This is a genomic window from Micromonospora sp. CNB394 (genome assembly GCF_000374985.1).
GTDB classification, from domain to species: Bacteria; Actinomycetota; Actinomycetes; order Mycobacteriales; family Micromonosporaceae; genus Micromonospora; species Micromonospora marina.
The window spans coordinates 738,514-761,076 of record NZ_KB895825.1; the positions used below are offsets into that span (position 1 = coordinate 738,514).

Below are 22,563 nucleotides of genomic sequence, written 5' to 3' on the forward strand. Positions count from 1 at the left end.
GCGATGGATCATCGTCAGTGGACGGTCGTCGGAGCCCCGTCGAGTGCCGGTGCCCACACCCCGGGCATCGAGCGCGCCCCGGCCGCCCTGCGCGCCGCGGGCCTGCTCGACCTGCTGGGCGCCGGCGTCGAGGACGCCGGTGACGTACCGGGCTTCCGGTGGCGGCCGGATCCCGCGTACCCCAGGGGTCAGAACGCGGGCGCGGTGGCCGCCGTCGCCTCGGCGGTGGCCGACCGGGTCGTGGCGGCGCTGGTGCGGGGGCGCGCGCCGCTGGTGCTCGGCGGCGACTGCACGGTGACCGTCGGCCTGGTCGCCGGTTGTGCGCGTGCCGGGCTGTCGCCGGCGCTGGTGTACGTGGACGGCGGCCCGGATCTCTACACGCCGGAGACCCGCGCGAACGGCAACCTGGACGCCATGGGGCTGGCACACATGCTCGGGTTGCCGGGGACGCTGCCCGAGGTGGCCGGTGTCGGGCCGGCGGTGCCGTTGCTGTCGCCGGATCGGGTGGTGGTGTACGGAGACTCGCTGCCCCGCGGTGACCACGAGCGGGAGCTGGTGGCGGAGCTGGGCCTTGCGTACGTGCCGGCCGACGAGGTGCACGCCGACGCGGGGGCGGCGGCGCGCCGGGCCCGGTCGGTGGCCGAGGGCGGGGCCGATCGGTTCGTGGTGCACTTCGACGTGGACGTGCTGAGTTTCGTGGACGCGCCGCTGGCGGACGTGCCGGAGCCGTTCGGGCTCAGCCTCGGCGAGGCGGCGGTGACGCTGGCGGAGCTGGTGGCGAGCCCTCGGTTCGCCGGGTTGTCGGTCACCGAGATCAACCCGGATCATCTGCCCGACGACGAGCTGCTCCCCCGGTTCGCCAGTGTGCTGGCCGGGGCGCTGACCGGGCGCTAGGCGGTCTCCGCGAGATGCAGCGGCAGCACCTTCGCCGCGCTGACCGCCAGGTCGCGGTCGAGCACCTCGTCGCGCGGCACGAAGACCATCGCCTGCCCCTCGCCGAGCACCACGTCCTCCTGCCGGGCGTCGGTGGCGCCGCGGAAGACGTACACGGTGACGGTGTGCGGAAAGCCGTCCTCGTGTGGTCGGGGGCCGCTCCACAGCAGGTGCAGCTCACCGGCCGTCAGGCCGGTCTCCTCGTGTAGCTCACGGCGGGCGGCCTGCTCCGGTGTCTCGCCGGGCTCGATGCTGCCGCCGGGCAGGCCCCACTTGTACGGCGCGACCGGCGCGTTGCCGTCGCGGTGCTGCATGAGGATCGCGCCGGTCGGGTCGACGAGCAGGACGAGAGCGACGTCGTATGCGGCCATGCCTGAGCCTGCCACGCGACACCGGCGACACGCAGTCGCAACTTTCCGCCGCGCGTTTCCACCCAGACATCGAAAGCCTGGTACACCTGGAGATCGACATCTACTGGGCGGTCACCGGCGGCATCACCTCCGGCGAGGGCGTCGACGACCCGGAGGGCTTCACGCCGGACGTGATCCGCTCGGCGCAGCAGCGGGTGTTGCACCGCGACCCGGCCACCGGCGACATCGCCGACCTGGGCACCGGGGTGATCGACTTCGCGCGGATCTTCCGGGGGCACCAGGTCATGGAGTACATCGTGGAAACGACACCCCTGACGTGACGCCGCAGCGGACCGCCGAGGTCGGCTACCGCCACCTGCGGTTCTGACCGCCTGACGGGGGCACTGATCGCCGCCGGACGTGACACGCTCGGGGGTGGCCGCGCCGACCGCGGGGGTACGCGATGACCGACGAGCCGGACGACGTCCGCTACGACCGCCTCTACCGGGCCACCGACCGGCCGCCGTGGGAGATCGGTGGCCCGCAACCGGCGCTCGCCGCGGTCCTCGACACCGGGGTACGCGGGCCGCGCGTGCTCGACGTCGGGTGCGGCACCCGGTGAGCTGGCGCTCGCGCTGGCCTGCCGTGGCCACGACGTGACAGGCGTCGACATCTCGCCGGTGGCGATCAGCCAGGCCCGGACCAAGGCGGCCGAGGCGGGCCTGCCGGTGCGGTGTTCGTGCTGGCGGTGTCGCCGGAGGCGGGCGAAGGCAGGGGCCTGGACGCCGGCGCCCTGCGTGCGGCCTTCCCCGAGCCGGACTGGACGCAGGTCACCGTCGAGCCGATCGACGTGCTCGCCCGGGTCGGCGGCGCGGACCTGCGCCTGGCCGGCAACCTGCTCCGCGCCACCCGCTCCCCCGCCGGCCGGTAGCGCGCCTCACGCATGGCGCTCCACCCCGCGCGAAGCAGCGAGCGGCGGGCGGTGTCAGCGACGCCAGTGCTGGCGTGGGGCGTAGCCCTCGCGGCGCAGCCAGTGTTCGGTGTAGACGATCCGGTCGGCCTCGATCACGACGAGTGGGTCCTCGGGCGGCTCGGACAGCGACCGGCCGCGCTCGGCGTGTTCGTTCTCCCACCGGAACGCGGCCCAGTGGTGGGCCCGGTCGGGGTGCTCCGGGCCGAGCACCCTGGCGGCGCCGAACACCTGGGCGCCACGGCTGCTGGCCAGCCCGACCAGCGGTGCGAAAACGCCGACGGACACCCGCGGATCGGCGGCGATGTTACGCATCTTCGGCGAGCGCGGGGCGGCGGTGAACATCAGCGTGAAGCCGAGCGGATAGTAGCGCACCGGCGTGGCCAGCGGGCCGTCCGGCCCGGCCGTGGCGAGCACGCACATGTTCTGCGACGACAGCAGGTTGAGGATGCGTTCCTCCAGGCGGTCCCGGTCCAGCTTCCTCGTCGGCGTCGCTCCGGCCAGCCAGGGGTTCGTCAACGGCACGGGGCGTCCTCGATCATGAGGCACCCTACCAGCCGGGCTCAGGCGACCGGCGCCGCGCTGGCCCGCATCACGACGTCGCCGGGCAGGCGCACGGTCCGGCGGCGACGGCCGGCGTTCTCGGTCAGGGCGAGTTTTATCGCCTCCTCGCCGAGCCGGTGCAGCGGCAGCGGCAGCGGCGTCAGCGGTGGGGTGAGGTCGCAAACGACCGGGATGTCATCGAAACCGGCGACCGAGACGTCGCCGGGCACCGACAGCCCGCGCTCGCGCAGCGCCGCGTACGCGCCGACGGCCATCACGTCGGTGCACGTGAACACGCAGGTGGGTCGAGCCCGCGGTCGAGCAGCTCGGTCATCGCCCGGTAGCCGCCGTCGCGGGTGAAACCGGCTCGGCCACCGCCGCCGGATCGAGCGTCACACCGGCGGCGGCCAGCTCGTCGCGGAACCCGCCGAGCCGGTCGGCGACAGTGGTCAGTTCGGGCGGGCCGGAGAGCACCGCGAAGCGGCGGTGGCTCAGGCCGAGCAACGCGCGCCTGCGCGCGTTCGGCTCCGCCGTGCACGGCTTCCTGGACACCATCCGGGAGGGGCACCCGCACACGCCGCTGCTGGTCGTGTCGTCGATCCTGTGCCCGATCCAGGAGGACACGCCCGGCCCGGGCGCGGTCGAGTTCGTCGACGGCAAGGTCCGGTTCCGGGCCACCGGCGACCCGGCCGAGGTGGCCGCCGGCCGGCTCACGCTGCGCGTCATCCGCACCGAGCTGGCCCGGATCGTGGCGTCCCGGTCCGGGACGGACCCGAATCTGTACTACCTCGACGGGCGGGAGCTGTACGGCGAGGCCGACTACGCCGAACTGCCGCTGCCCGACGAGCTGCACCCCGACCCGGCCGCCGATCGCCGCATCGGCGAGCGGTTCGCGGCGCTGCGTTCGGACCGGAGGGACCGTTCGCCACACCGGCATGACTGACCCCCTCACGGCGCTCGCCGGCCTGCTGCTGCTCGCGGGCGGGCCGCGGCAGGTGGCGCTGTGGATGGCGCAGGAGCCGGGCAACCGGAACCGGACCGCATGCTCCCGCTCCGCGAGCGGGTACGTGCCGCCGCCCCCGATCCGGACCCGGATGCAGCGGTGGCAGTCTCCGTCGCCCCGCACCTCCGGGATCTCCGCCCGCCAGGTGAAGGTGCGCCCGTCGATCCACAGTCGCCGCAGTCGGATACGCACGGCCCGATCATCCGGGGCGGCGCCCGTCTCCACGACGGGATCCCCCGGCCGGCGTCAGGTCAGGGGCACCCAGGCGAGGGTGGTCATGCCGGACAGGGCGGTCGCCTTGAGACCGGCGTCGGAGACCGTCCAGAGCACGTCGTCGATCATCAACGAGCGGCGGATCGGCGCCCACTCGCCGCCGTCGGCCAGGGCCCCCGGGTGGTCGACGGTGCCGGCGACGGTGAAGCCCTTGTCGCCCATTCGCAGTGCGAGCACACTCCCGGACGGCGGGCGCTTCGTGCCGTCGGCCTGGACGGTGTCCATGCCCGGCTGCCGTACCGGGAGCACCACCAGGCGCTCCGGCGCCCAGTAGAGGAACGCGTGCGGGTCGTGCTCGGCCTCGGACCAGCCGCCGGGGACGTGGTGCTGGGCGACGCGCGCCGGACGGGTCGGGTCGGCCACGTCGAACAGCGACACCTGGGTGCCCGTCACCCGTCCCCGGTCGGTCGCGTCCTGACCGACCCCGATCAGGCGGCCGTCACCGGCCGGGTGCAGGTACGACGAGTACCCGTTGATCTTCAGCTCGCCGGTGACCCGGGGCGCGGCCGGGTCGCGCAGGTCCACGCCGTACAGCGGGTCGGTCTGCCGGAACGTCACCACGTAGCCGATGCCGCCGACGAACCGCACCGCGAAGATCCGCTCGCCCTTGCCCAGGCCGGTCACCGCGCCGACCCGCTTGAGTGTGGCCCCGTCGGCGCGCAGCACGTACACGCCGGACTGCGAGGACGTTCCGCGCCCCCAGGTGTCGCCGGTGGTGGTGGCGACCCGCAGGTGACCGTCCCACTCGGACAGCGCGTACTGGCCGATCAGCCAGCCGGGCACGGACCCGGCGGCGACGAAGCGCGGTGTGCCCGCCACGGTGTCGAACTGGTAGATCTCGGTGCTGATGTCGTGCGCCGCGGACGGTCCGCCCCGCCACATCCGCCAGCGGTGGTCGTTGACGACGTAGAGGCGTGCGCCGTTGCTGTAGACGGTGTCGCCGTCGGCGGCCACGGTGACCGGGTCACCGGAACCCAGCGCGGACGCGCCCAGGTCGAAGCTGAGCACAGTCACCATCGACGCGCCGGAGAAGCCGGCCGGCCGGCTCAATCGGTCGCAGCCCACCCGCCCGGTGCCGACGGTCCGCACGCCGTCGCGGATCTCGTAACCGGGCAGCCAGTCGTCGAGCGTGGCCTTGTCGATGACCGCGCGGTTGGCCGCGATCCGCTGCGCGTCGGTCCGGTGGCCGGCGAGGTGGGGGAAGTCGAGCCGGGGCGAGGACCGGATCACGACGCGGGCGGTCGCGCCGACCTGCCGCGCGTCGACCAGAAGACCGTCGATCCGGTACTCCCCCACCACGCGGGGCGGCCCGGCGAGATCCACCAGGACCAGCCGCGCCTGCGCGTTCGTGCGCCGGACCGCCGGACCGCCCGGCACCGGCCCCCAGACAGGCTGTCCGGGACCCAGCAGCACGAGCGCCCGGTCGCCGTGCAGCAGCAGGCTCGCCTCGCCACCGGAGAACCGCTCGGCGTCGGGGTTGAGCGTAAGCCGGCCGGTCACGCGCCGGGTCGCCGGATCGACCACCGACAGCACGCCCCGGCTGACCGTGACGATCCGCTGCCCGTCGGTCTTGACCAGGTCCGGTTCGTCCACGCCCGGTTCGTGCACATTGGTGCCGGAGAAGTCGGGTGTGGACACCGCCGCCGCCGCGTCCTCGGCGGCGCCACCGACCGCCGCCCGTTTCTCGCTGAACTGCCGGAGGTCGTCCGATCCGAAGCCCCACGGCCCGACCGCCGCCTTGGCGGCCGTGCGGAGCTGCCGCAGCGCCTCGTCGCAGTTGTCGAAGGCCACCAGCCGCAGTCCGCCGGTCGGTACGACCCGCCCGGTGGGCGACGGGTCGGCGCGCGGCGGTGCCGCGGTGCAGCCGGCGAGGACCAACGTGGCGGCCATCATCCACCGGTACGTCCGGGATGCGTGACGGGTCATGCCGGTCAGACGCGGCGGCGACGAGCGCGGTTCCCGGCCCGGCCGCTCAACCGCCGGGCGTGGCGCTCAACCGCCCGCCATCGCGCCGAGCACGATGAACGGCTCCTTCCCGGCGACCACCTCCTCGGGCAGCGGGTCGTCCGGGGACTCGTTGGAGAGGTCCAGCTCGCAGGCGTAGAAGCGGACGAACGGCCGGCGCTTCCCGCTGTGCCGGTCGCGGATCGTGCCCAGGAGCATCGGGTACGCGGCCTCCAGCGCGTCGAGCACCTCCCGCTGGGTGGGCGGCCCGGCCACCTCGACACGGACCTCGCCGGTGACGTGGGCCAGGTTCTTCAGGTGCGCCGGCAGCACCACCCGGATCACGGCAGCACCTGGACCTCGACCGAGAGCACGCCCGGCAGGTCCCGCACGATCGGCGCCCACGTGTCGCCGCCGTCGGCCGAGTGGTAGACCTGACCACCGGTGGTGCCGAAGTAGACGCCGCACGGGTCGAGCGTGTCGACGGCCATCGCGTCGCGCAGCACGTTGACGTAGCAGTGCGACTGCGGCAGCCCCTCGGTCAGCGGCTCCCAGTGCTCACCGCCGGTACGGCTGCGGTAGACCCGCAGCTTGCCCTCCGGCGGGTAGTGCAGCGAATCGCTGGTGATCGGCACCACGTAGATCGTCTCCGGTTCGTGCGCGTGCACCGCGATCGGGAAGCCGAAGTCCGTCGGCAGGTCGCCGCTGACCTCCCGCCAGTTGGCGCCGGCGTCGTCGGTGCGCATGACGTCCCAGTGCTTCTGCATGAACAGCGTGTCCGGCCGGGACGGATGCTGCGCGAGCCGGTGCACGCAGTGCCCGACCTCCGAGTCGGTGTCGGGGATCTCGCCCGAGCGGAGCCCCTTGTTGATCGGCAGCCAGCTCGCGCCGGCGTCGTCGCTGCGGAACGCGCCCGCCGCCGAGATCGCCACGTAGATCCGGTCCCGGTCGGCCGGGTCGAGCAGGATCGTGTGCAGGCACATCCCGCCCGCGCCGGGCTGCCAGGACGGGCCGGTCGGGTGCTGGCGCAGAGCGGTCAGCTCGGACCACTTCTGGGCGCCGTCGGTGGTCAGGTAGAGGGCGGCGTCCTCGCCGCCCGCGTACACGGTGTCGGGGTCGTGGCGGGACGGCTCCAGGTGCCAGATCCGCTTGAACTCCCACGGCCGTGGAGTGCCGTCGTACCAGAGGTGCTGACCGACCTCGCCGCTGTAGGCGAAGTCGTTGCCGACCGTCTCCCAGGTCCGGCCACCGTCGTCCGAGCGCTGGATCAGCTGCCCGAACCAGCCGCCGGACTGGGACGCGTACAGCCGGTCCGGTTCGACGGGTGAGCCGGTCAGGTGGTAGATCTCCCAGCCGCCGAAGTACGGCCCGTCGACGGTCCAGTCGTCGCGCTTGCCGTCCGAGGTCAGGATGAACGCGCCCTTGCGCGTGCCGACAAGTACTCGTACGCCGCTCATGTCTCGTCCTCTCGTCCGAGGGTCATCCCCGCACTGACCGTGCGGCTCACCGGAACTCATCGCTGTCGTACTCCCCGGCTACGACATTTCCGTCCCGACCGCGCGACGGCGGGGCCGCCACGCCGGTGCGGCCGCAATGTCGGGGGCTGCGGCTAGCCTGCTCGCATGACCGGCCCCGGAGACGTCCCACCCGAGCACCTCGACCGACTGCGGCCGGTCTGCCTCGGCCTGCCGGAGACCTACGAGGAGGCGGCCTGGGTCGGCGTCCGGTGGCGCGTCCGCGGCCGCACGTTCGCGCACGTGCTCACCGTCGACCCGGGCCACCAGGCGGCGTACGCGCGGGCCGCGGCGACCGACGAGCCGGTGTGCGTAATGACGTTCCGCTCCCCCGGCGACGAGATCGCCGGGCTGCTCGCGGCCGGGCCGCACTTCTTCAAGCCGGACTGGGCCGCCGACGTGGTCGGCCTGCGGCTGGACGCGGACACGGACTGGATCGAGGTCGCCGAACTGCTCACCGAGAGCTACTGCGTGCTGGCCCCGAAGAAGCTCGTCGCGCTCGTCGACGGGCCGCCGGGGCGGTGACGGCGCCGACCGGGACTTCCCAGGGCCGAGGCGTCGGCAGTACGGTGGGCGTGGTGTGCCGGGAAGCCTGGTCGGCGGTCGTTGCCCCGCCGGACCCTGGAGCCACGCGATGCGAGCCCACCCCGCTGTACACACCCGTGACCTGACCAAACACTACGGCCGCCTGGTGGCCCTCGACGGCCTGGATCTGACCGTCGCCGCCGGTGAGGTGGTCGGCCTCCTCGGCCCGAACGGCGCCGGCAAGTCCACCACCATCCGGCTGCTGCTCGGCCTCGCCCGTCCGACCCGGGGTCTCGCCCGGATCTTCGAGGTGGACGCGGCGGATGTGCGGGCGGCGCACCGGCTGCTGGCGTACGTGCCGGCCGACGTGGCGCTCTGGCCGCAGCTCACCGGCGCGGAGATCCTCGACCTGCTCGCCGCGACCGGTCCCGGCGTCGACGCCGGCTACCGGGACGAACTCGTCGAGCGGTTCGCCCTCGACCCGTCCCGCCCGGCCGGTGCCTACTCGACCGGGAACCGGCAGAAGGTCGCCCTGGTCGCCGCGTTCGCCACCCGGGCGCCGCTGCTCGTGCTGGACGAGCCGACGAGCGGCCTGGATCCACTGATGGAGCTGCAGTTCCGCCGGGCGGTGGGCGAGGCGCGCGACAACGGGCAGAGCGTGCTGCTCTGCTCGCACCAGCTCGCCGAGGTGGAGGCGGTCTGTGACCGGGTGGCGATCCTGCGGGCCGGCCGGCTCGTGGACATCGCCCCGGTGCCGCAGCTGCGGCGGCTGCACCGCAACGAGGTGACGGTACGGTTCACCGGCTCGGCCCCGGATCTGGCCGGCGTGCCGGGCGTCGAAGCGGTCGAGGAGCGTGACGGGCTGCTGCGTTTCACCCTCGCCGGCCCGCCCGCCGCCGCGCTGCGCGCCCTGTCCGGGGCGGAGATCAGCACCCTGACCGTGCGCGAGCCCAGCCTGGAGGAGATCTTCCTCGACTACTACGGGGAGCAGGCGTGACGCGGCCGGCCGGCACAGCGGTCAGTCTGCTCGCCGTCCGCGGGATCTGGCGGCCGGCCCTCGTCGTGACCGGCGTGACAGTCGGCATGTCCGCCCTGGTGGTGGCCACCTACGCGCGGACCGTCGGCGAGGGCATGGACGCCGCCGCCTTGGAGGCGCTGGCGCGCAACCCCGCGATCCGTACGTTGTTCGGCGAGCCGGTCGCCCTGGACACCGCCGGCGGGTTCACCGTGTGGCGCACCGGCACGGTGCTGGCCGTGCTGCTCAGCGTGTGGAGCCTGCTGGCGACCGTCCGGACGACCCGGGGCGAGGAGGAGGCCGGCCGGTGGGGGCTGCTGCTCGCGGGCAGGCTGACGCCCGCCGCGGTGCTGCGGCGTCACCTGGCGCCGCTGATGGCGACGTCGGCACTGGCGGGGACGCTGCTCGCGGCCACGCTGACGATCGCCGGCACACCGTGGCAGGGTGCGCTGCTGCACGGCGCCGGTCTCGCCTCGGCCGGCGCGTTCGCGGCCGCGGTGGGCGCCGTCGTCGTGCAGGTCCAGCCGACCCGGGCGGGGGCGACGGGCACCGGCCTGGCCGTGCTCGGGGCCGGCCTGCTGGCGCGGATGGTCGGCGACACCGGGCCGGCGTCGGCGTGGCTGCGGTGGCTGCCGCCGTACGGCCCGCTCGCGCTCACCCGTCCCTACCACGACAACCGGTGGCTGCCACTGCTCGTGTCGCTGACCGCCGTCGTTCTGCTGGCCGGGGCGGCGCTGGCCCTGTGCCGCCGGCGCGACGTGGGAGCGGGACTGCTGCGCCCGCCGGCCGGCCGGGCGCCGCGACGCGGCCTGCTCGGCTCGGTGCCGGCCTTCGCGGTACGACGCGCCCTGCGCCCGCTCGCCGGCTGGACCACCGGCGTCGCCGCCTACTTCCTGCTGATCGGCGTGCTCGCCACGTCGCTGACCGGCTTCCTGGAGGAGAACCCCGCCTTTGCCGACCTCGCCGCGCGGGCGGGCTTCGGCGGGCTCGACCACGTGCGGGGGTACGTGGCCACGCTGTTCGCACTGCTGGCGGTGCCGATCGGCGCGTTCGCCACCGCGCGGTTGCACGCCTTCGTCGGGGCGGAGGCCGCCGGTCGGCTCACGCTGCTGTGGGCCGGTCCGGTCAGCCGGGCCCGGCTGCTCGCCGCCGAGGTGGCCAGCGCGTCCGCCGGGGCGGTGGCGCTGGCGCTGGCCGCCGGTCTCGCGACGTGGCTGGGCACGGCCCTGGTCGGTGCCGGCCTGCCCGTCACCGCCGCCCTCGCGGGCACGCTCAACGTGCTGCCGCTCGCGTTGCTGGGCGCCGGGGCGGCCACCCTCGCCGTCGGGGCGGCACCCCGGCTGGTCGCCGTGCTGGGGATGCTGCCCACAGCCGGCGGTTTCCTGCTGACCGTGGTGGCCGAGAGCGTGCGCGCGCCCGCCTGGATCGGCACGCTGTCGCCGTACGCGCATCTCGCCGCCGTGCCCGACGCGGCGCCGAACTGGACGGCTCAGGGCGTGCTGCTCGCGGCGGCGGTCGCCCTGGCCGCCCTGGGCGGGTGGGCCTACGGCCGCCGGGACCTGGCGGGATGAGTCAGCCGAGCTTCTTGCGCAGCGTCTCGAACGCCAGGTCCGGACGCAGCGGCACGCCGAACCGCTCGTCGCCGTACGGGAACGGGCTCAGCTCGCCGGTACGGACGTAGCCGCGCCGCTCGTACCAGGCGATCAGGTCGTCGCGCTGGACGATCACGGTCATCCGCATCTCGCCGGCGTGCCACTGCTGCACCGCGTGGCGCTCGGCGGCGGCCAGCAGTTCCCGGCCCACGCCGCCGCCCTGCCGGCCGGGCGCGACCGCGAACATGCCGAAGTAGACGTGGTCGTCGCGGCGTTCCAGCTGGCAGCAGGCCACCAGGTCGTCGCCCTGCTCGGCGACCAGCACCACGCCGTCCTTGCCGGTGACCGCCGCGGCCACCATCTCCGGGTCGGTGCGCTGCCCGGCCAGCAGGTCCGCCTCGTGGGTCCAGCCCTGCCGGCTGCGCTCGCCCCGGTACGCCGACTCGATCAGGTCGACGAGGACGGCGACGTCCTCGGGGCGGGCGACCCGGACGGTACGGGGTGCGGGGCTGGTCATGGCGGTTCTCCACGGTCGCGGCGGCGTACCTGGTCAGCGTACGCACGCGGGTGTCCCGGACGGCGGCGGGGACCACCGGGGACGAACGGTTCGTGGTTCACTGCCCGGCATGGAGACGACTGTCGGCGCGGCGGGCCTGCCCGCCGTCCTCGACCGGCCGTCCGGGCCGGTGCGCGGCGGCCTGGTGGTGTTGCACGGCTCGCACGCCGGGCACCGCTCCTTCTTCCTCTACGAGCACCTGGCCCGGCTGTTGCCTCCGGCCGGGATCGCGGTGCTGCGGTACGACCGCCGCCCGCGGGTGGACGGGCACGACGTGCCACTTGCCGACCAGGCCGAGGACGCGTCGGCAGCGGTGACCGAGTTGCGCCGGCACATCGGGCCGGTCCCGGTCGGGTTGTGGGGTTTCAGCCAGGGCGCGTGGGCGGCGGCGCTGACCGCCACCCGGCACCCGGTCGGCTTCCTGGTGCTGGTCGGGTGCAGCGCGGTCAGCCCGGCCGCCCAGATGCGGCACGGCACCGCCGAGCAGCTCCGCCGCAACGGCTACGGCCCGGCCGACCTCGCCGAGCTGGCCGAGGTGCGGCGCCTCGCCGAGGGCTTCCAGCGCGGCGACGTGCCACGGCCGCTGGCACAGGCGGCGATCGACGCGGCGACGCGGCGGCAGTGGTTCCCGCTGGCGTTCCTGCCGGAGGAGTTGCCCGCGGTGCCCGGCACCTGGACCGACATGGACTACGACCCGGCGCCGGTGCTGGCGCGGCTGACCTGCCCGGTGCTGCTCTGCCACGGCGAGACCGACGCGTGGATCCCGATCGAGGACAGCCTGGCGGTGTGGCAGCGGGCGGCACGCGACGCCGAGCTGACGGTGGCCCGGCTGGCCGGCTGCGACCATGCGCCCACGCTGGGCGGGGGCGAGGGCCTGGACAGCATCGCACCGCAGTACGAGCGGGTGCTCCTGGACTGGCTCGACCGGCGGCTGCCGGTCGACGGCTGGCCCGGCCGTCAGTCAGGGGACCGCAGGCCGGCGAGCAGCAGACCGACCAGCCGGCGCGCGTCGTAGCGCGGGTCGCTGTCCGCGCCGATACAGAGGTTGCCGACGCCGCGCAGCAGCTGGTACGCGTCGACGTCCCGGCGGATCTCGCCGGCTTCCGCCGCGGCGGCGAGCAGATCGGCGCAGACGGGCACCAGCCGGTCGACGAAGTAGCTGTGCAACGCGTCGAACTGCCCGCTGTCGGCGCGCAGCGCGGCGGCGAGCCCGTGTTTGGTAGCCAGGAGGTCGACGAAACTGTCGATCCACCGGGTCAGCGCCGCGTACGGGGTGGGCCCCTCGGCGAGGCAGACCGGGCCGGCTTCGGCGCACGCCTCGACCTGATGCCGGTAGACCGCGACGACGAGGTCGGCCCGGGTCGGGAAGTGCCGGTAGACGGTGCCCACGCCGACGCCGGCCGCGGCGGCGATGTCGCGGACCGGGGCCTCGACGCCGGAGGCGACGAAGACCGCGGCGGCGGCGTCGAGCAGCGAGCGCTGGTTGCGCCGCGCGTCGGCCCGGCGGCGGCCCGGTTCGGTGGTGTCGGTCACGTTCGGCGTCTCCTCCTGGCCAGCGCTTGTTAAGCGGAACAGCGTTCCGTATGGTTAACGGAGCAATGTTCCGCATGGCCATGGTGCCAGGTGGGACGCGAGATCACCGAATCAGGTCGCGCCCGTCGCGGCCACCGGAGGGAAACCCATGCAGTACCGCACCCTGGGCCGCACCGGCGTACAGGTCAGCGCACTCGCGCTCGGCGCCATGAACCTCGGCCCGATCGGGGGCACCACCCAGGAGGAGGCCACCGCGCTCGTCGGCGCCGCCCTGGACGCCGGGATCAACCTGATCGACACCGCCGACGTCTACGGCAACGGGATCTCCGAGGAGATGGTGGGCCGGGCGATCGCCGGCCGCCGCGACGACGTGGTGCTCGCCACGAAGGCCGCCCTGCCCATGGGCGAGGACCGCAACCGCCGCGGCAGCTCCCGGCGCTGGCTGGTCACCGCGCTGGAGGACAGCCTGCGCCGGCTCGGCACCGACCACGTGGACCTCTACCAGATCCACCGCTGGGATCCGGCCACCAGCGACGAGGAGACGCTGTCGGCGCTCACCGACCTGCGGCAGGCCGGCAAGATCCGGCACTTCGGCACCTCCACCTACCCGGCCCACCGCCTGGTCGAGGCGCAGTGGGCGGCCCGCGAGCATCACCTCGGCCGGTACGCCACCGAGCAGCCCAGCTACTCGATCCTGCAACGAGGCGTCGAGGCGCACGTCCTGCCGGTCACGCAGCACTACGGGCTCGGCGTCCTGGTCTGGAGCCCGCTCGCGTCGGGCTGGCTCTCCGGGGCGATCCGGGCCGGCCGCGAGATCACCACCCACCGGTCCACGTTCATGCCCCAGCGCTTCGACCCGGCGGTCCCGGCCAACCGGGCCCGGCTCGACGCGGTGGAACGGCTGGCCGGTGTCGCCGACGACGCCGGTCTCACCCTGATCCAGCTCGCGCTCGGCTTCGTCACCGCGCACCCCGCCGTGACCAGCGCCATCATCGGGCCGCGTACGCCGGAACACCTGCACAGCCAGCTCGCCGCCGCCAGCACCGTGCTCAGCGCCGACACCCTGGACGCGATCGACGCGATCGTCGCCCCCGGCGTCGACCTGGCCCCGCAGGAGAAGAACGACACCCCGCCCGCTCTGCTCGACCCCGCGCTGCGCCGCCGCTGACCGCTACGCTGCCGCGCATGGACGCCGACCTGCCCACCTTCGAGTTCGCCTTCCCCGGCCCGCTGCGCGACCAGCTCGTCGCCGCGGTGCTCGACGGGAGCAAGACCACCACCACCGCGCTGCTCCAGGACTACGAGATCGACGATGAGCCGCTACCCGACGTCGGCACCCGCTCGGCGGTGATCGACTCCGACGGCCGGCCGGTGGCGGTGATCGAGCTGGTCGAGGTCCGCGTCGTCCGCCTCGGCGACGTCGACCTCGACCACGCCCGGGACGAGGGCGAGGGGTTCGAGACGGTCGCCGCCTGGCGCGCCGGCCACGAACGCTTCTGGCACGGCGACGACTACCGCGGCTGGCTCGGCGACAGCGCGTTCACAGTGGACGACGACACCCCGGCCGTGCTGCAACGCTTCCGGCTGGTCGAGACGCTCTGACGGCGTCCGGGCCGGTCACTCCGTGGCGAGCCAGGCGCGCAGTTCGGCGCCGTGCTCGTCCAGCTCCGGCGGCGGCAGGTCGTAGCGGGGCGGCGTCCCGGACAGGCCGATCGGGTTCCGGATCCCGGGCACCCCGCCGGTCGTCATAACCGGATCCAGGCCCAGGCCCTGGGCCAGCGCCACCCCCTCGGCCACCGAGTTGATCGGGCTGCACGGAACCCCTGCCGCGCGCAGCTCGGCGAACCAGTCCGCGCTGCCGCGCCGGGACAGCGCCGCCACCAGCAGCGGACGCAGCTCGTCGCGGTGCGCGGTGCGGTCGGCGTTGCGGCGGAACCGTACGTCGTCGGCCAGCTCCGGCACGCGAAGCACCCGGCAGAGGGTACGGAACTGGCCGTCGTTCCCGGCGATCACCACCAGCTCGCCGTCGGCCGTGGGCAGCGGCTCGTACGGCACGATGCTCGGGTGCGCGTTGCCCATCCGGTGCGGCGCCGCTGCCCCCGCGACGTAGGCACCGGTGTGGTTCACCAGGCCGGACAGCGCCGAGGAGAGCAGGTCCACAGTGACGTGCTGCCCGCGCCCGGTGGACTCCCGGTGCCGTAGCGCGGCCAGGATCCCGACCGCCGCGTGCAGTCCGGCGATCACGTCGAACACGGCCACCCCGGCCTTGTAGGGCGGACCGTCCGCGTCCCCGGTGAGGCTCATCAGCCCGGCCGCTGCCTGCACCATGAGGTCGTACCCGGGCAGGTCGGCGCCCCCGGCGGAGCCGAAGCCGCTGATCGAGGCGTACACCAGGCGGGCGTTGCGGGCGGTGGCCGAGTCGTGGTCGAGGCCGAAACGGCGCAGCGCGCCCGGGCGGAAGTTCTGGATCAGCACGTCGGCCCGGTCGGCGAGCCGGTGCGCCAGCGTCAGGTCACCGGGATCGGTCAGATCGAGCACCAGCGAACGCTTGTTGCGGTTGACCGCCAGGTAGTAGGTGGAGACGTCGTCGCGCACCGGGGGCCGCCACCCGCGGGTGTCGTCGCCGCCGGGCGCCTCCACCTTGACCACGTCCGCGCCGAGGTCGGCCAGGAGCATCGTCGCGTACGGCCCGGCGAGGATCCGGGAGAAGTCGGCGACGAGCACCCCGCGCAACGGACCCGACATGACACCCTCCCTCGCCGCCGACCACGATGACACATACCCGACGGCATGCCCGGCAGGGGTGGCCGGCCCGGCTACGGTCGCGGTACGCCGGGCGGACACACCGGGAAGGGGCGCGCGTGTCACCGCTGAGTCGCCCCGCTGGACCTGGCCCGGCGCTCGCCCGACCCGGGGCAGCAGGTGACCGCGTACGTGGAGGGCGACGGCGTGGCCGAGACGGAGCTGATCGACTTCGTGGCGCGGCACCTGTCCGCGCACAAACGCCCCCCGGCAGGTGCGGCTGCGATGGGCAAGGTGCAGAAGTCCCGCCTGACCGAGGCGTGACCCGCACCCCGCCGGGAACCAGCGCACCGCTTCCGACGACTATCCCTACATGGTGTGTGAGCAGTGGCGGGAAATCCTGTCGGCACAGCTGGACGGTGAGGCGTCCGGCTCGGAGATCGAGGCGGCCGAGGCGCACCTGACCGGCTGCCCCGGATGCCGCGGCTGGTTCGACTCGGCCGCGTCGGTGACCCGGCGGGCCCGTACGCAGCTCGCCCCGCGGGTGCCCGATCTGGTCGACGCGGTCCTGGCCGCCGCTCCCCCGCCCCGGCCCGGCCGCCGTCACCGGATCACGCTCGGGCTGCGCGGGGCGCTCGGCCTGCTCGGCGCGGTGCAGCTCGTCCTCGGCCTGGCCCAGATCGGCCGGGAGGCGGTCGTCACGCACGCGCACACCTCCGGCCAGCACCTGTGGCACGAGTCGGCGGCGTGGAACGTCGCCGTCGGCGCCGGGTTCCTCTACGTGGCCGCTCGCCGGTCCGCTCCGTCCGGTCTGCTGCCGATGCTGAGCGCGTTCGTCGCGACGCTCGTGCTGCTGTCGGTGAACGACCTGATCACCGGGCAGGTGGCGATGACCCGGCTGGTCAGCCACGGCTTCCTGTTGGTCGGCTGGGCGGTGACGCTGGTGCTGTCCCGCCTCGGCCGACGCCCCGGCGACACCCCGCCCGGTCAGCGCCGGCCGGACCGGTCCCGGTGGGCGCTGCCGGCCGAGGAACCGGCCGCGCCGGCGCTGCGGCTGGTGCCGCCCGGCCCGTACCCGGCACAGGCCCGCGACCGGCGCGCCGCCTGACCGTCCGCTCAGCGCGCGGCGGGCCCCGGCCGGTCGCCGTCTCAGCGGGCCCGGCGGTCGCGGGCGTCGCCGGACCAGGCGGCCACCAGGTCCTCCCGGGCGCGGGCCACGCGGGAGCGGATGGTGCCCACCGGGCAGCCGCACACCTCGGCCGCCTCGGCGTAGGACAGGCCGAGCACCTGGGTGGCCACGAACGCCTCCCGCCGGTCCGGCGGCAGCGTGGCGATGAGGCCGCGCAGCACCACCCCGTCCTCCCCGCCGCCGTTCACCGCGCCGGCCGCCTCGGCGGCGGCCTGCCAGTCCGGCAACGCGGCGACCCGGGGACGGGCGATCGCCGTCCGCACGTGGTCCACCGCGACCCGGCGGGCGATGGTGAAGATCCAGGTACGCGCCGACGACCGGCCCGCGAAGCCGGGCAGGCTGCGCAGCGCGCGCAGGAACGTCTCCTGGGCGAGGTCGTCGGCCTCGGCGGGCCCGGCGAGATGGGCGAGGAAACGCCACACGGGTGCCTGGAGGGCCCGGACGAACGCGGCGGCGGCCATCTGGTCTCCCCGGGCGGCGCGTCGCGCCCACACGGTCACCTGCTCGTCGTCGGCGTCCGCGCTCATCCGCGGCCGACCCGCCGGTCCGGCATGCTCATGCCGGACGGTACGGATGCGCGCCCCGCTCGGTTCATTCCTGGCGTCCCTCCTGCGACGCCGGAGTGCCGGTCGCCCCACGGTTGGTCGGCCGCAGGATGGCAGAAGTTCCCGAACCGGGTCAATCGTCCACGGACGCGGTGACCGGCCCGACCCGCAGGACGCCGTCGGTGAGCGGGGCGCATCGGACACCGCCGCGGCGGCGCAGCGCCTTCCACGTACCGGGAGCGACCACCACGTCGAGCCAGGCGCAGGGCGGCGCGGCCCGGTGGACCCGCAGCCGGACCGGACCGTCGCCGGAGTCGAGCGTGAGCACTCGGCCGACCAGCTCGTCCACGGGGATGCCCTCGGTCAGGACGTTGCGGCGCAGCTGGGTGAGGTCCGCGCCGGGCGGCAGCGACTCCCGCGCGATCAGCGTGACGCTCGCCTGCCGGTGCGCGGGCCGGCCGAAGTAGCGGTCGCCGACGACGCCGAGCCCGGCGCGTAGCTCCACCCGGTCGACCAGCTCGCCGGGCGGCGCGGGGGCGGGTCCGTCCGCCGGGCGGCCCACGTACCGGTGCACGGGCGAGGCCAGCAACTGGACGATCCGCGGCATGCCAGAAGTCTAATCGCGGGCATACCAGCGCCAAACCGGACGATAGCCGCGCTCACGTATCCGCCCTCTCCGCTGGGCGTTGTACCAGGCGTGACGGCGAGGCGACCCGATGCGATCGGAGCACATCCGCAGCGGCGACTGGCCTGGGCGAGGCGCGAGAACGAGCGCCGGCGCCAGGCGTACGAGTCGGCGGCCCGGATCTGGCGCCGCCGCGCCGAGCACCTCGACCGGCTGTCGATGGAGGCAGCGGGCTTCCGCGGCTGTGCGCTGCCCGGCACCGCGCTGCCGGTGCCGCTGGACGACGGCGAGGTCGTCTACCGGATCCTGCCCGCCGTCGACCTGGTCGAGGCCACAGCCCGGCACCTGCCCGGACTGCCGGCGCCGGGCCGCACGCTGGCCGGCTGTCTCGACCCGGCCGACGGCCCGTTACCGGCGGGACTGCGGGTGGTCGACAGCGGCGCCGCAGTGGTGACCGACCGGCGGGTGGCCTTCGCCGGGCACGACGCCCGGCGGGACTGGTCCCTGCCGGACGTACGCGGCCCCGGGCATCACCCGGACCGGCCGGTCACCCTGCTGCACGACGCCGACGGCGGCACACCGGCGGGCCTGCGCGTACCGGCTGCGGGGGCGGCGAACACCAGGTTCTACCTCACCCTCGCCCACGCTGTCGCCACCGGTAAGCGGCAGGCGGTGGTCGAGGACGTCGAGGCGCTGCGGTCCGCCCACCGGGCCGCCCGGCCCCGGCCACCCCGGCCGCTCGGCCCGTGGGACGCCCCGGCCGAACGGGCGCTGTCCCAGCGGCTGGCCGCGGCGGGTGTCGCGGCGGTGGCCGTGCTGCTGGGCGTCACCTCCGCCGGCACCTGGACGGCCACCGCAGGGCAGACCGACCCGGGACACCGCCGAGCCGCCCGCCCGGTCGCTCCCGCCACGACGGCCGCGCCTTCCGTTTCTTCGGCGCCGCCCGCGGCGATCCCGGTCACACCGTCGTCGCCGGCGGTCCGGCCGGCCCGGTCCGCGCCGCCACCGAAGCGCCCGAACGTGACCCCGGAGTCCGGGGCGCGGGCCCTCACCACCGCACCGCCCGTGGCCGGTTCGCCGCCGGCCCGCGTCGGCGACCACCCGTCGACGCCCGTCGAGCCGCCCGGTTCTCCTGCCGATCAGGTGACTCCGGTGCCGACCGCGAGCCCGACGGGCGAACCGGGTCCGACCGGAGGGCCCGGTTCGACCGGCGAGCCGAACCCGACCGTCTCGTCCGAGCCGCCGCACCCCTCGGGGTAGCCGAACCCCTAACCCTGTCGATCTTGCACTTACCGCCCTCAAGATTGGCGATTCATGCCGCTTTCGCGGGTCAGCAAGTGCAAGATCGCGGACGTGTGGGTCAGGGGGTGTGGGGGGTGAGGAGGTAGTCGCCGTCGTCGGGGCTCCAGCGCAGTTCCACGGCGCCGCCGGTCGCGGCCGCCTTGCAGAACTGCAGGAAGCTGCGATAGCCGAGCTTCTTCTCGCTGAAGTCCGGCCGGGCCCGCCGGAGCTGGTCCTTGAGGCCGGACAGCGCCACCGCGCCGCCCTCGCCCGCGAGGTCGACCACCACCGAGCGGAGCAACCCGAACGCGACCTCCCGGTCGCCCTGTTCGGGAAGCGACACCTCCGGGTCGCCCTTGGCGGGCCCGGCGGCCAGCTCCACCACGTTGTGCGCCGCGAGGTGGCGCAGCAGTTCCCCGAAGGTGCGGAAACCGTAGTCGGACTCGCTGAACGTGGGATCCTTACGCAGCAGTGCGCGCTTGAGCGAGGAGGCTGTCACCTCACCGCTGGAGCTGCCCTGCATGCCGGCCACCGTCTGCACGAGCTGCACGGCGAGCGTGTCGACATCCCGCGCCGACTCGTCCTCGCCCGGTGCGGTCTCCACCGCGCGCTCGGGCACCTGCTCCGCCGGTACGGGACGGGCCGGGCGGGACCGGCGGGCGGCCGGGGGCGGTACGTCGACGCCTTCGAGCCGGTCGTAGTAGAGGAACTCGTCGCAGGCCGGCGGCAGCAACGCGGAGGTGGACTTCTCCACCCCGACGCCGATCACCCGCTTGTTGAGTTCGCGCAGCTTGTGCACCAGCGGGGTGAAGTCGCTGTCCCCCGTGCAGATCACGAACGTGGAGATGTAGCCGCGCTCGAACGCCAGCTCGACCGCGTCCACCGCCATCTTGATGTCAGCCGCGTTCTTGCGCGAGGCGCCCATCCGCTGCGGGATCTCGATCAGCTCGACGTGCGAGCGGGTGAGCATCCGCCGGTCCTCGTCGAAGTACGACCAGTCGGCGTACGCCCGGCGCACCACGACGCGTCCCCGCTCGGCGAGCGCGTCGGCGATCGGCCGGAAGTCGAACGGTCGGCCGCCGTGATGGTCCCGTACGCCCAGGGCCAGGTTCTCGTAGTCGAGGAACAGCGCGATCCGGTCTTCGTGATCCACACTGGCAGCCTAGCCCGGCCGGAGCGCCTGGCCGGTCAGCGCCGCTCGTCGCGGTAGAGCGTCTCGCGGCGGGCCATCCGCTGGATCGCGTAGCTGGCCACCAGCAGCAGCAACGCGAGCACCACCTCGACGCCCGCGACGGTGCCGGTGGCGACGGTGAGACCGAGCAGCAGCAGGATCAGCCCGACGACCGCGAGCAGACCCGCCAGCAGCAGCCGGTTACGCCGGCGCGCCGACCGCTGTGCGTCGTCTGCGCCCACGCTCACCGCCTCTCCCCGGCTCCGGTCTCCGATCCTAGGCGCTGACGGGCGTCGCGGTGGCGGATCAAGAAGCCGGAGCCGGACGCGAGCGCGTCCGGCCCCGGGTCACGGCGGCGGTCAGTGGATCGGCACGGGCACCTGACGCTTGTCCTCGCCCGGTTCGCCGTCGAGCAGGTGCGAGGGCTCCCGGCGGCGGGGCAGGAACGCGGCCGGGACGAAGGTCAGCAGCACCAGGCCGAACGCGACCCAGAAGGTGGTGGAGAAGGAGTCTGCCGCGAAGTCGAGCCCGCGCTCGATCAGCGACGGCGGCACCGGGAACTGCTGGATCAGCTCGGGCTGCTGCTGGGCGGCGATGGCGAGCTGGGCCTCGGTCAGCGGGGCGCCGGTGGCCGGGTCGGTGGCGCCGGGGATCGGCCGGGAGCCGTTCAGCTCGCTGGTGAGGATGACCGACATGATCGCGGCGCCCACCGAACCGCCGATCTGCTGGAGGATGTTGACGAGCGTGGACCCGCGCGCCACCTCCACCGCGGTGAGCGTCTTGAGCGCCGACGTCATGATCGGCATCATCGTGCCGCCCATGCCGAGGCCCATCACGAACAGCGAGCCGCAGAGCAGCCAGTACGACGTGTCGGTGCCGAGCTGGGTGAAGGTGAAGAAGCCGGCCGCGATGAGCACGAGCGCGAACGGCACCGTCCGGCCGACCGGCACGCGGTCGGCGAGCATGCCGGCGATCGGCATGGTCAGCATCGCGCCGATGCCCTGCGGCGCGATCAGCAGGCCCGCGGCCAGCGTCGTCTCGCCGCGCACCTGGAGGAAGTAGCTCGGGAACAGCAGGCCGGCGCCCATGAACGCGATGATGAACACGAACATGGTGACGGCGGCGATGGTCAGGCTGCGGTTGCGGAACAGCCGCAGGTCGAGCAGCGGGTGCCGGGGCCGGAACGAGTAGAGCACGAAGGCGACCACGAGCGCGCCGCCGACGAGCATCGGCAGCCACACCTTGGTGTCGGCGACGGTGCCGGTCTCCGGCAGCGTGGAGATGCCGTAGAGGAACAGCGCGAGACCCGGCGAGAGCATGAGCATGCCGAGGAAGTCGAACGACTCGGACGGCGCGGCGTTGTCCCGGGGCAGCGCCAGCTGGGCGTAGACGAGCGCGACCAGGCCGATCGGCAGGTTGATCAGGAAGATCCAGTGCCAGCTCGCGACGTCGATCAGCCAGCCGCCGAGGATCGGGCCGGTGATGGGGCCGAGCAGCATCGGGATGCCGAGCACGGCCATGAGGCGGCCGATGCGGTGCGGGCCGGCGGCCCGGGTGATGATCGTCATGCCGAGCGGCATGAGCATGCCGCCGCCGAGGCCCTGGATCACCCGCCAGGCGATCAGCTCGCCGATCGAGTCGGCCGTGGCGCACAGCCCGGAGCCGATGGTGAACAGCGCCAACGCCACCATGTAGAGGCGTTTCGTGCCGAACCGGTCGGCGGCCCAGCCGCTGAGCGGAATCACCGTGGCGAGCGCGAGCGTGTAGCCGGTCATGGTCCACGCGACGCGGGCGTACGTGGCGTCGAACTCGCTCTGGAACGTCGGCAGCGCCACGCTGACGACTGTCACGTCGAGGATCGACATGATCGCACCGAGCACGACGACGCCGGCCACCTTGAGTACGGCGGCGTCGAGCTTCGTCGACGTCGCAACGGGTTGCTGGGTCACTGACGGTCTCCTGGATCCGGTCCGGCGCTGGGAGGCGGTGGCCGTGCCGCGCACCGTCTGCGGAGCGCGGGCGGAACGCGCGGCGGCGTCCGGGCGACAGCGTAGCCATGACCTGGGACGAGGCGCGGCCGGTTTTGCCGACGGGCGAACCGCACCGGCACGGCTCAGTGCCCGCCACCGGCTCGGAAGCGATCCGTCGGCTCGCGGAAAGGGCTGGTGCGCGCCGGTTCGCGAGCCTTGCGGGGGACGACCGGCGGCGGCGACCGTGACGAAGGTCATGCCCCGTCCGGCCGGCTCCAGGAGATGAGCC

General features: G+C 74.3%; 28 protein-coding genes and 1 pseudogene. 14 read left to right on the top strand and 15 right to left on the bottom strand.

The genetic code is table 11. The features are described 5' to 3' along the window. The first annotated feature begins 3 nt into the window (after positions 1–3). On the top strand, positions 4–894 hold the full coding sequence (locus tag C569_RS0103435) for an arginase family protein (RefSeq protein WP_018784430.1): 891 nt from the start codon (positions 4–6) through the stop codon (positions 892–894). Here C569_RS0103435 and C569_RS0103440 read toward each other — a convergent pair. After that, positions 891–1,304 carry an NUDIX domain-containing protein gene (locus C569_RS0103440; protein WP_018784431.1) on the bottom strand — a complete coding sequence of 138 codons (414 nt, stop codon included), beginning with the start codon at positions 1,302–1,304 and terminating at the stop codon, positions 891–893. The two genes, C569_RS0103435 and C569_RS0103440, sit on opposite strands and share 4 nt — an antisense overlap. On the opposite strand from C569_RS0103440, the gene C569_RS0103445 reads away from it, so the two are divergent. The 3 genes from C569_RS0103445 to C569_RS34045 all read left to right on the top strand — a co-directional run bounded on the left by C569_RS0103445 (position 1,295) and on the right by C569_RS34045 (position 2,214). Next, a complete protein-coding gene (locus tag C569_RS0103445; protein ID WP_018784432.1) occupies positions 1,295–1,624 on the top strand; it encodes a hypothetical protein in 330 nt (109 codons plus the stop codon). The genes C569_RS0103440 and C569_RS0103445 overlap by 10 nt on opposite strands. A 122-nt stretch (positions 1,625–1,746) precedes the next feature. Then, positions 1,747–1,905: a hypothetical protein gene (locus tag C569_RS34035; RefSeq protein WP_018784433.1), complete on the top strand. Its 159-nt coding sequence runs from the start codon at positions 1,747–1,749 to the stop codon at positions 1,903–1,905. A gap of 117 nt (positions 1,906–2,022) precedes the next feature. Beyond that, entirely contained in the window at positions 2,023–2,214 is a 192-nt protein-coding gene (locus tag C569_RS34045; protein WP_231394712.1) for a hypothetical protein, read from the top strand. A 54-nt stretch (positions 2,215–2,268) separates the two neighbouring features. Here the strand turns inward: C569_RS34045 and C569_RS0103460 are convergent, their stop codons facing one another. From C569_RS0103460 to C569_RS34055, 3 genes are read right to left on the bottom strand one after another with little or no spacing between them, the layout of a single operon-like run. Beyond that, on the bottom strand, positions 2,269–2,778 hold the full coding sequence (locus C569_RS0103460; RefSeq protein WP_018784435.1) for a pyridoxamine 5'-phosphate oxidase family protein: 510 nt from the start codon (positions 2,776–2,778) through the stop codon (positions 2,269–2,271). Between the two features lie 38 nt (positions 2,779–2,816). After that, positions 2,817–3,092, bottom strand: a complete 276-nt coding sequence (locus tag C569_RS34050; protein WP_026267659.1) for a substrate-binding domain-containing protein — start codon at positions 3,090–3,092, stop codon at positions 2,817–2,819. A gap of 34 nt (positions 3,093–3,126) precedes the next feature. After that, the gene (locus tag C569_RS34055; RefSeq protein ID WP_231394694.1) at positions 3,127–3,300 is read right to left on the bottom strand and encodes a hypothetical protein; all 174 of its coding nucleotides are present in this window, start codon (positions 3,298–3,300) and stop codon (positions 3,127–3,129) included. A gap of 28 nt (positions 3,301–3,328) precedes the next feature. Here C569_RS34055 and C569_RS0103475 point away from each other — a divergent pair, with 28 nt between their 5' ends. Continuing rightward, positions 3,329–3,739, top strand: coding sequence for a hypothetical protein (locus C569_RS0103475; RefSeq protein WP_026267660.1), 411 nt, complete (start codon positions 3,329–3,331; stop codon positions 3,737–3,739). A gap of 306 nt (positions 3,740–4,045) precedes the next feature. Here the strand turns inward: C569_RS0103475 and C569_RS0103480 are convergent, their stop codons facing one another. From C569_RS0103480 to C569_RS0103490, 3 genes are all read right to left on the bottom strand, one after another. Further along, on the bottom strand, positions 4,046–5,998 hold the full coding sequence (locus C569_RS0103480; RefSeq protein WP_231394695.1) for a beta-propeller domain-containing protein: 1,953 nt from the start codon (positions 5,996–5,998) through the stop codon (positions 4,046–4,048). Between the two features lie 66 nt (positions 5,999–6,064). Beyond that, positions 6,065–6,361 carry a MoaD/ThiS family protein gene (locus C569_RS0103485; RefSeq protein ID WP_018784437.1) on the bottom strand — a complete coding sequence of 99 codons (297 nt, stop codon included), beginning with the start codon at positions 6,359–6,361 and terminating at the stop codon, positions 6,065–6,067. Further along, complete coding sequence (locus C569_RS0103490; protein WP_018784438.1) at positions 6,358–7,473, bottom strand: hypothetical protein; 1,116 nt, start codon at positions 7,471–7,473, stop codon at positions 6,358–6,360. Before C569_RS0103490 ends, C569_RS0103485 begins: the two co-directional genes overlap by 4 nt. Before the next feature lie 165 nt (positions 7,474–7,638). Here C569_RS0103490 and C569_RS0103495 point away from each other — a divergent pair, with 165 nt between their 5' ends. The 3 genes from C569_RS0103495 (at position 7,639) to C569_RS0103505 (ending at position 10,641) form a co-directional block, all read left to right on the top strand. After that, the gene (locus C569_RS0103495; protein ID WP_018784439.1) at positions 7,639–8,055 is read left to right on the top strand and encodes an MmcQ/YjbR family DNA-binding protein; all 417 of its coding nucleotides are present in this window, start codon (positions 7,639–7,641) and stop codon (positions 8,053–8,055) included. Positions 8,056–8,164: 109 nt separating this feature from the next. Then, the gene (locus C569_RS0103500) at positions 8,165–9,052 is read left to right on the top strand and encodes an ABC transporter ATP-binding protein (RefSeq protein WP_081635891.1); all 888 of its coding nucleotides are present in this window, start codon (positions 8,165–8,167) and stop codon (positions 9,050–9,052) included. Further along, entirely contained in the window at positions 9,049–10,641 is a 1,593-nt protein-coding gene (locus C569_RS0103505; RefSeq protein ID WP_018784441.1) for a hypothetical protein, read from the top strand. Before C569_RS0103500 ends, C569_RS0103505 begins: the two co-directional genes overlap by 4 nt. Before the next feature lies 1 nt (position 10,642). Here the strand turns inward: C569_RS0103505 and C569_RS0103510 are convergent, their stop codons facing one another. Then, on the bottom strand, positions 10,643–11,179 hold the full coding sequence (locus C569_RS0103510; protein ID WP_018784442.1) for a GNAT family N-acetyltransferase: 537 nt from the start codon (positions 11,177–11,179) through the stop codon (positions 10,643–10,645). A gap of 109 nt (positions 11,180–11,288) precedes the next feature. Between C569_RS0103510 and C569_RS0103515 the strand changes: the two genes are divergently transcribed. Further along, positions 11,289–12,233, top strand: coding sequence for a S9 family peptidase (locus tag C569_RS0103515; RefSeq protein WP_018784443.1), 945 nt, complete (start codon positions 11,289–11,291; stop codon positions 12,231–12,233). Here the strand turns inward: C569_RS0103515 and C569_RS0103520 are convergent. Then, positions 12,176–12,751 carry a TetR/AcrR family transcriptional regulator gene (locus C569_RS0103520; RefSeq protein WP_018784444.1) on the bottom strand — a complete coding sequence of 192 codons (576 nt, stop codon included), beginning with the start codon at positions 12,749–12,751 and terminating at the stop codon, positions 12,176–12,178. The two genes, C569_RS0103515 and C569_RS0103520, sit on opposite strands and share 58 nt — an antisense overlap. Before the next feature lie 148 nt (positions 12,752–12,899). On the opposite strand from C569_RS0103520, the gene C569_RS0103525 reads away from it, so the two are divergent. Together C569_RS0103525 and C569_RS0103530 are read left to right on the top strand one after the other, a co-directional pair. After that, positions 12,900–13,919 (top strand): aldo/keto reductase, encoded by a 1,020-nt coding sequence (locus C569_RS0103525; protein WP_018784445.1) that lies wholly within the window; start codon positions 12,900–12,902, stop codon positions 13,917–13,919. 17 nt (positions 13,920–13,936) lie between these two features. Beyond that, entirely contained in the window at positions 13,937–14,353 is a 417-nt protein-coding gene (locus C569_RS0103530) for an ASCH domain-containing protein (RefSeq protein WP_018784446.1), read from the top strand. A 15-nt stretch (positions 14,354–14,368) separates the two neighbouring features. Here C569_RS0103530 and C569_RS0103535 read toward each other — a convergent pair whose 3' ends face one another. Beyond that, a complete protein-coding gene (locus C569_RS0103535; RefSeq protein ID WP_018784447.1) occupies positions 14,369–15,496 on the bottom strand; it encodes a CaiB/BaiF CoA-transferase family protein in 1,128 nt (375 codons plus the stop codon). Positions 15,497–15,655: 159 nt separating this feature from the next. Between C569_RS0103535 and C569_RS33010 the strand changes: the two are divergent. Both C569_RS33010 and C569_RS0103545 read left to right on the top strand, forming a co-directional pair. After that, a pseudogene (locus tag C569_RS33010) lies at positions 15,656–15,817 on the top strand (acyl-CoA synthetase); the annotation flags it as partial. Between the two features lie 49 nt (positions 15,818–15,866). Then, positions 15,867–16,601: a zf-HC2 domain-containing protein gene (locus C569_RS0103545; RefSeq protein WP_018784449.1), complete on the top strand. Its 735-nt coding sequence runs from the start codon at positions 15,867–15,869 to the stop codon at positions 16,599–16,601. A gap of 41 nt (positions 16,602–16,642) precedes the next feature. Here C569_RS0103545 and C569_RS0103550 read toward each other — a convergent pair whose 3' ends face one another. Continuing rightward, the gene (locus tag C569_RS0103550) at positions 16,643–17,209 is read right to left on the bottom strand and encodes a sigma-70 family RNA polymerase sigma factor (protein ID WP_018784450.1); all 567 of its coding nucleotides are present in this window, start codon (positions 17,207–17,209) and stop codon (positions 16,643–16,645) included. Between the two features lie 151 nt (positions 17,210–17,360). Next, positions 17,361–17,834 (bottom strand): molybdenum cofactor biosysynthesis protein, encoded by a 474-nt coding sequence (locus tag C569_RS0103555; RefSeq protein ID WP_018784451.1) that lies wholly within the window; start codon positions 17,832–17,834, stop codon positions 17,361–17,363. Positions 17,835–17,924: 90 nt separating this feature from the next. Here C569_RS0103555 and C569_RS29755 point away from each other — a divergent pair, with 90 nt between their 5' ends. Beyond that, positions 17,925–19,112, top strand: a complete 1,188-nt coding sequence (locus C569_RS29755) for a hypothetical protein (RefSeq protein WP_081635892.1) — start codon at positions 17,925–17,927, stop codon at positions 19,110–19,112. Between the two features lie 100 nt (positions 19,113–19,212). Here C569_RS29755 and C569_RS0103565 read toward each other — a convergent pair whose 3' ends face one another. The 3 genes from C569_RS0103565 to C569_RS0103575 all read right to left on the bottom strand — a co-directional run bounded on the left by C569_RS0103565 (position 19,213) and on the right by C569_RS0103575 (position 22,253). Continuing rightward, on the bottom strand, positions 19,213–20,286 hold the full coding sequence (locus C569_RS0103565) for a PIN domain-containing protein (protein ID WP_018784452.1): 1,074 nt from the start codon (positions 20,284–20,286) through the stop codon (positions 19,213–19,215). A gap of 35 nt (positions 20,287–20,321) precedes the next feature. Beyond that, a complete protein-coding gene (locus C569_RS0103570) occupies positions 20,322–20,552 on the bottom strand; it encodes a hypothetical protein (RefSeq protein WP_231394696.1) in 231 nt (76 codons plus the stop codon). 111 nt (positions 20,553–20,663) lie between these two features. Beyond that, a complete protein-coding gene (locus C569_RS0103575) occupies positions 20,664–22,253 on the bottom strand; it encodes a DHA2 family efflux MFS transporter permease subunit (protein WP_018784454.1) in 1,590 nt (529 codons plus the stop codon). Positions 22,254–22,563 lie beyond the last annotated feature (310 nt).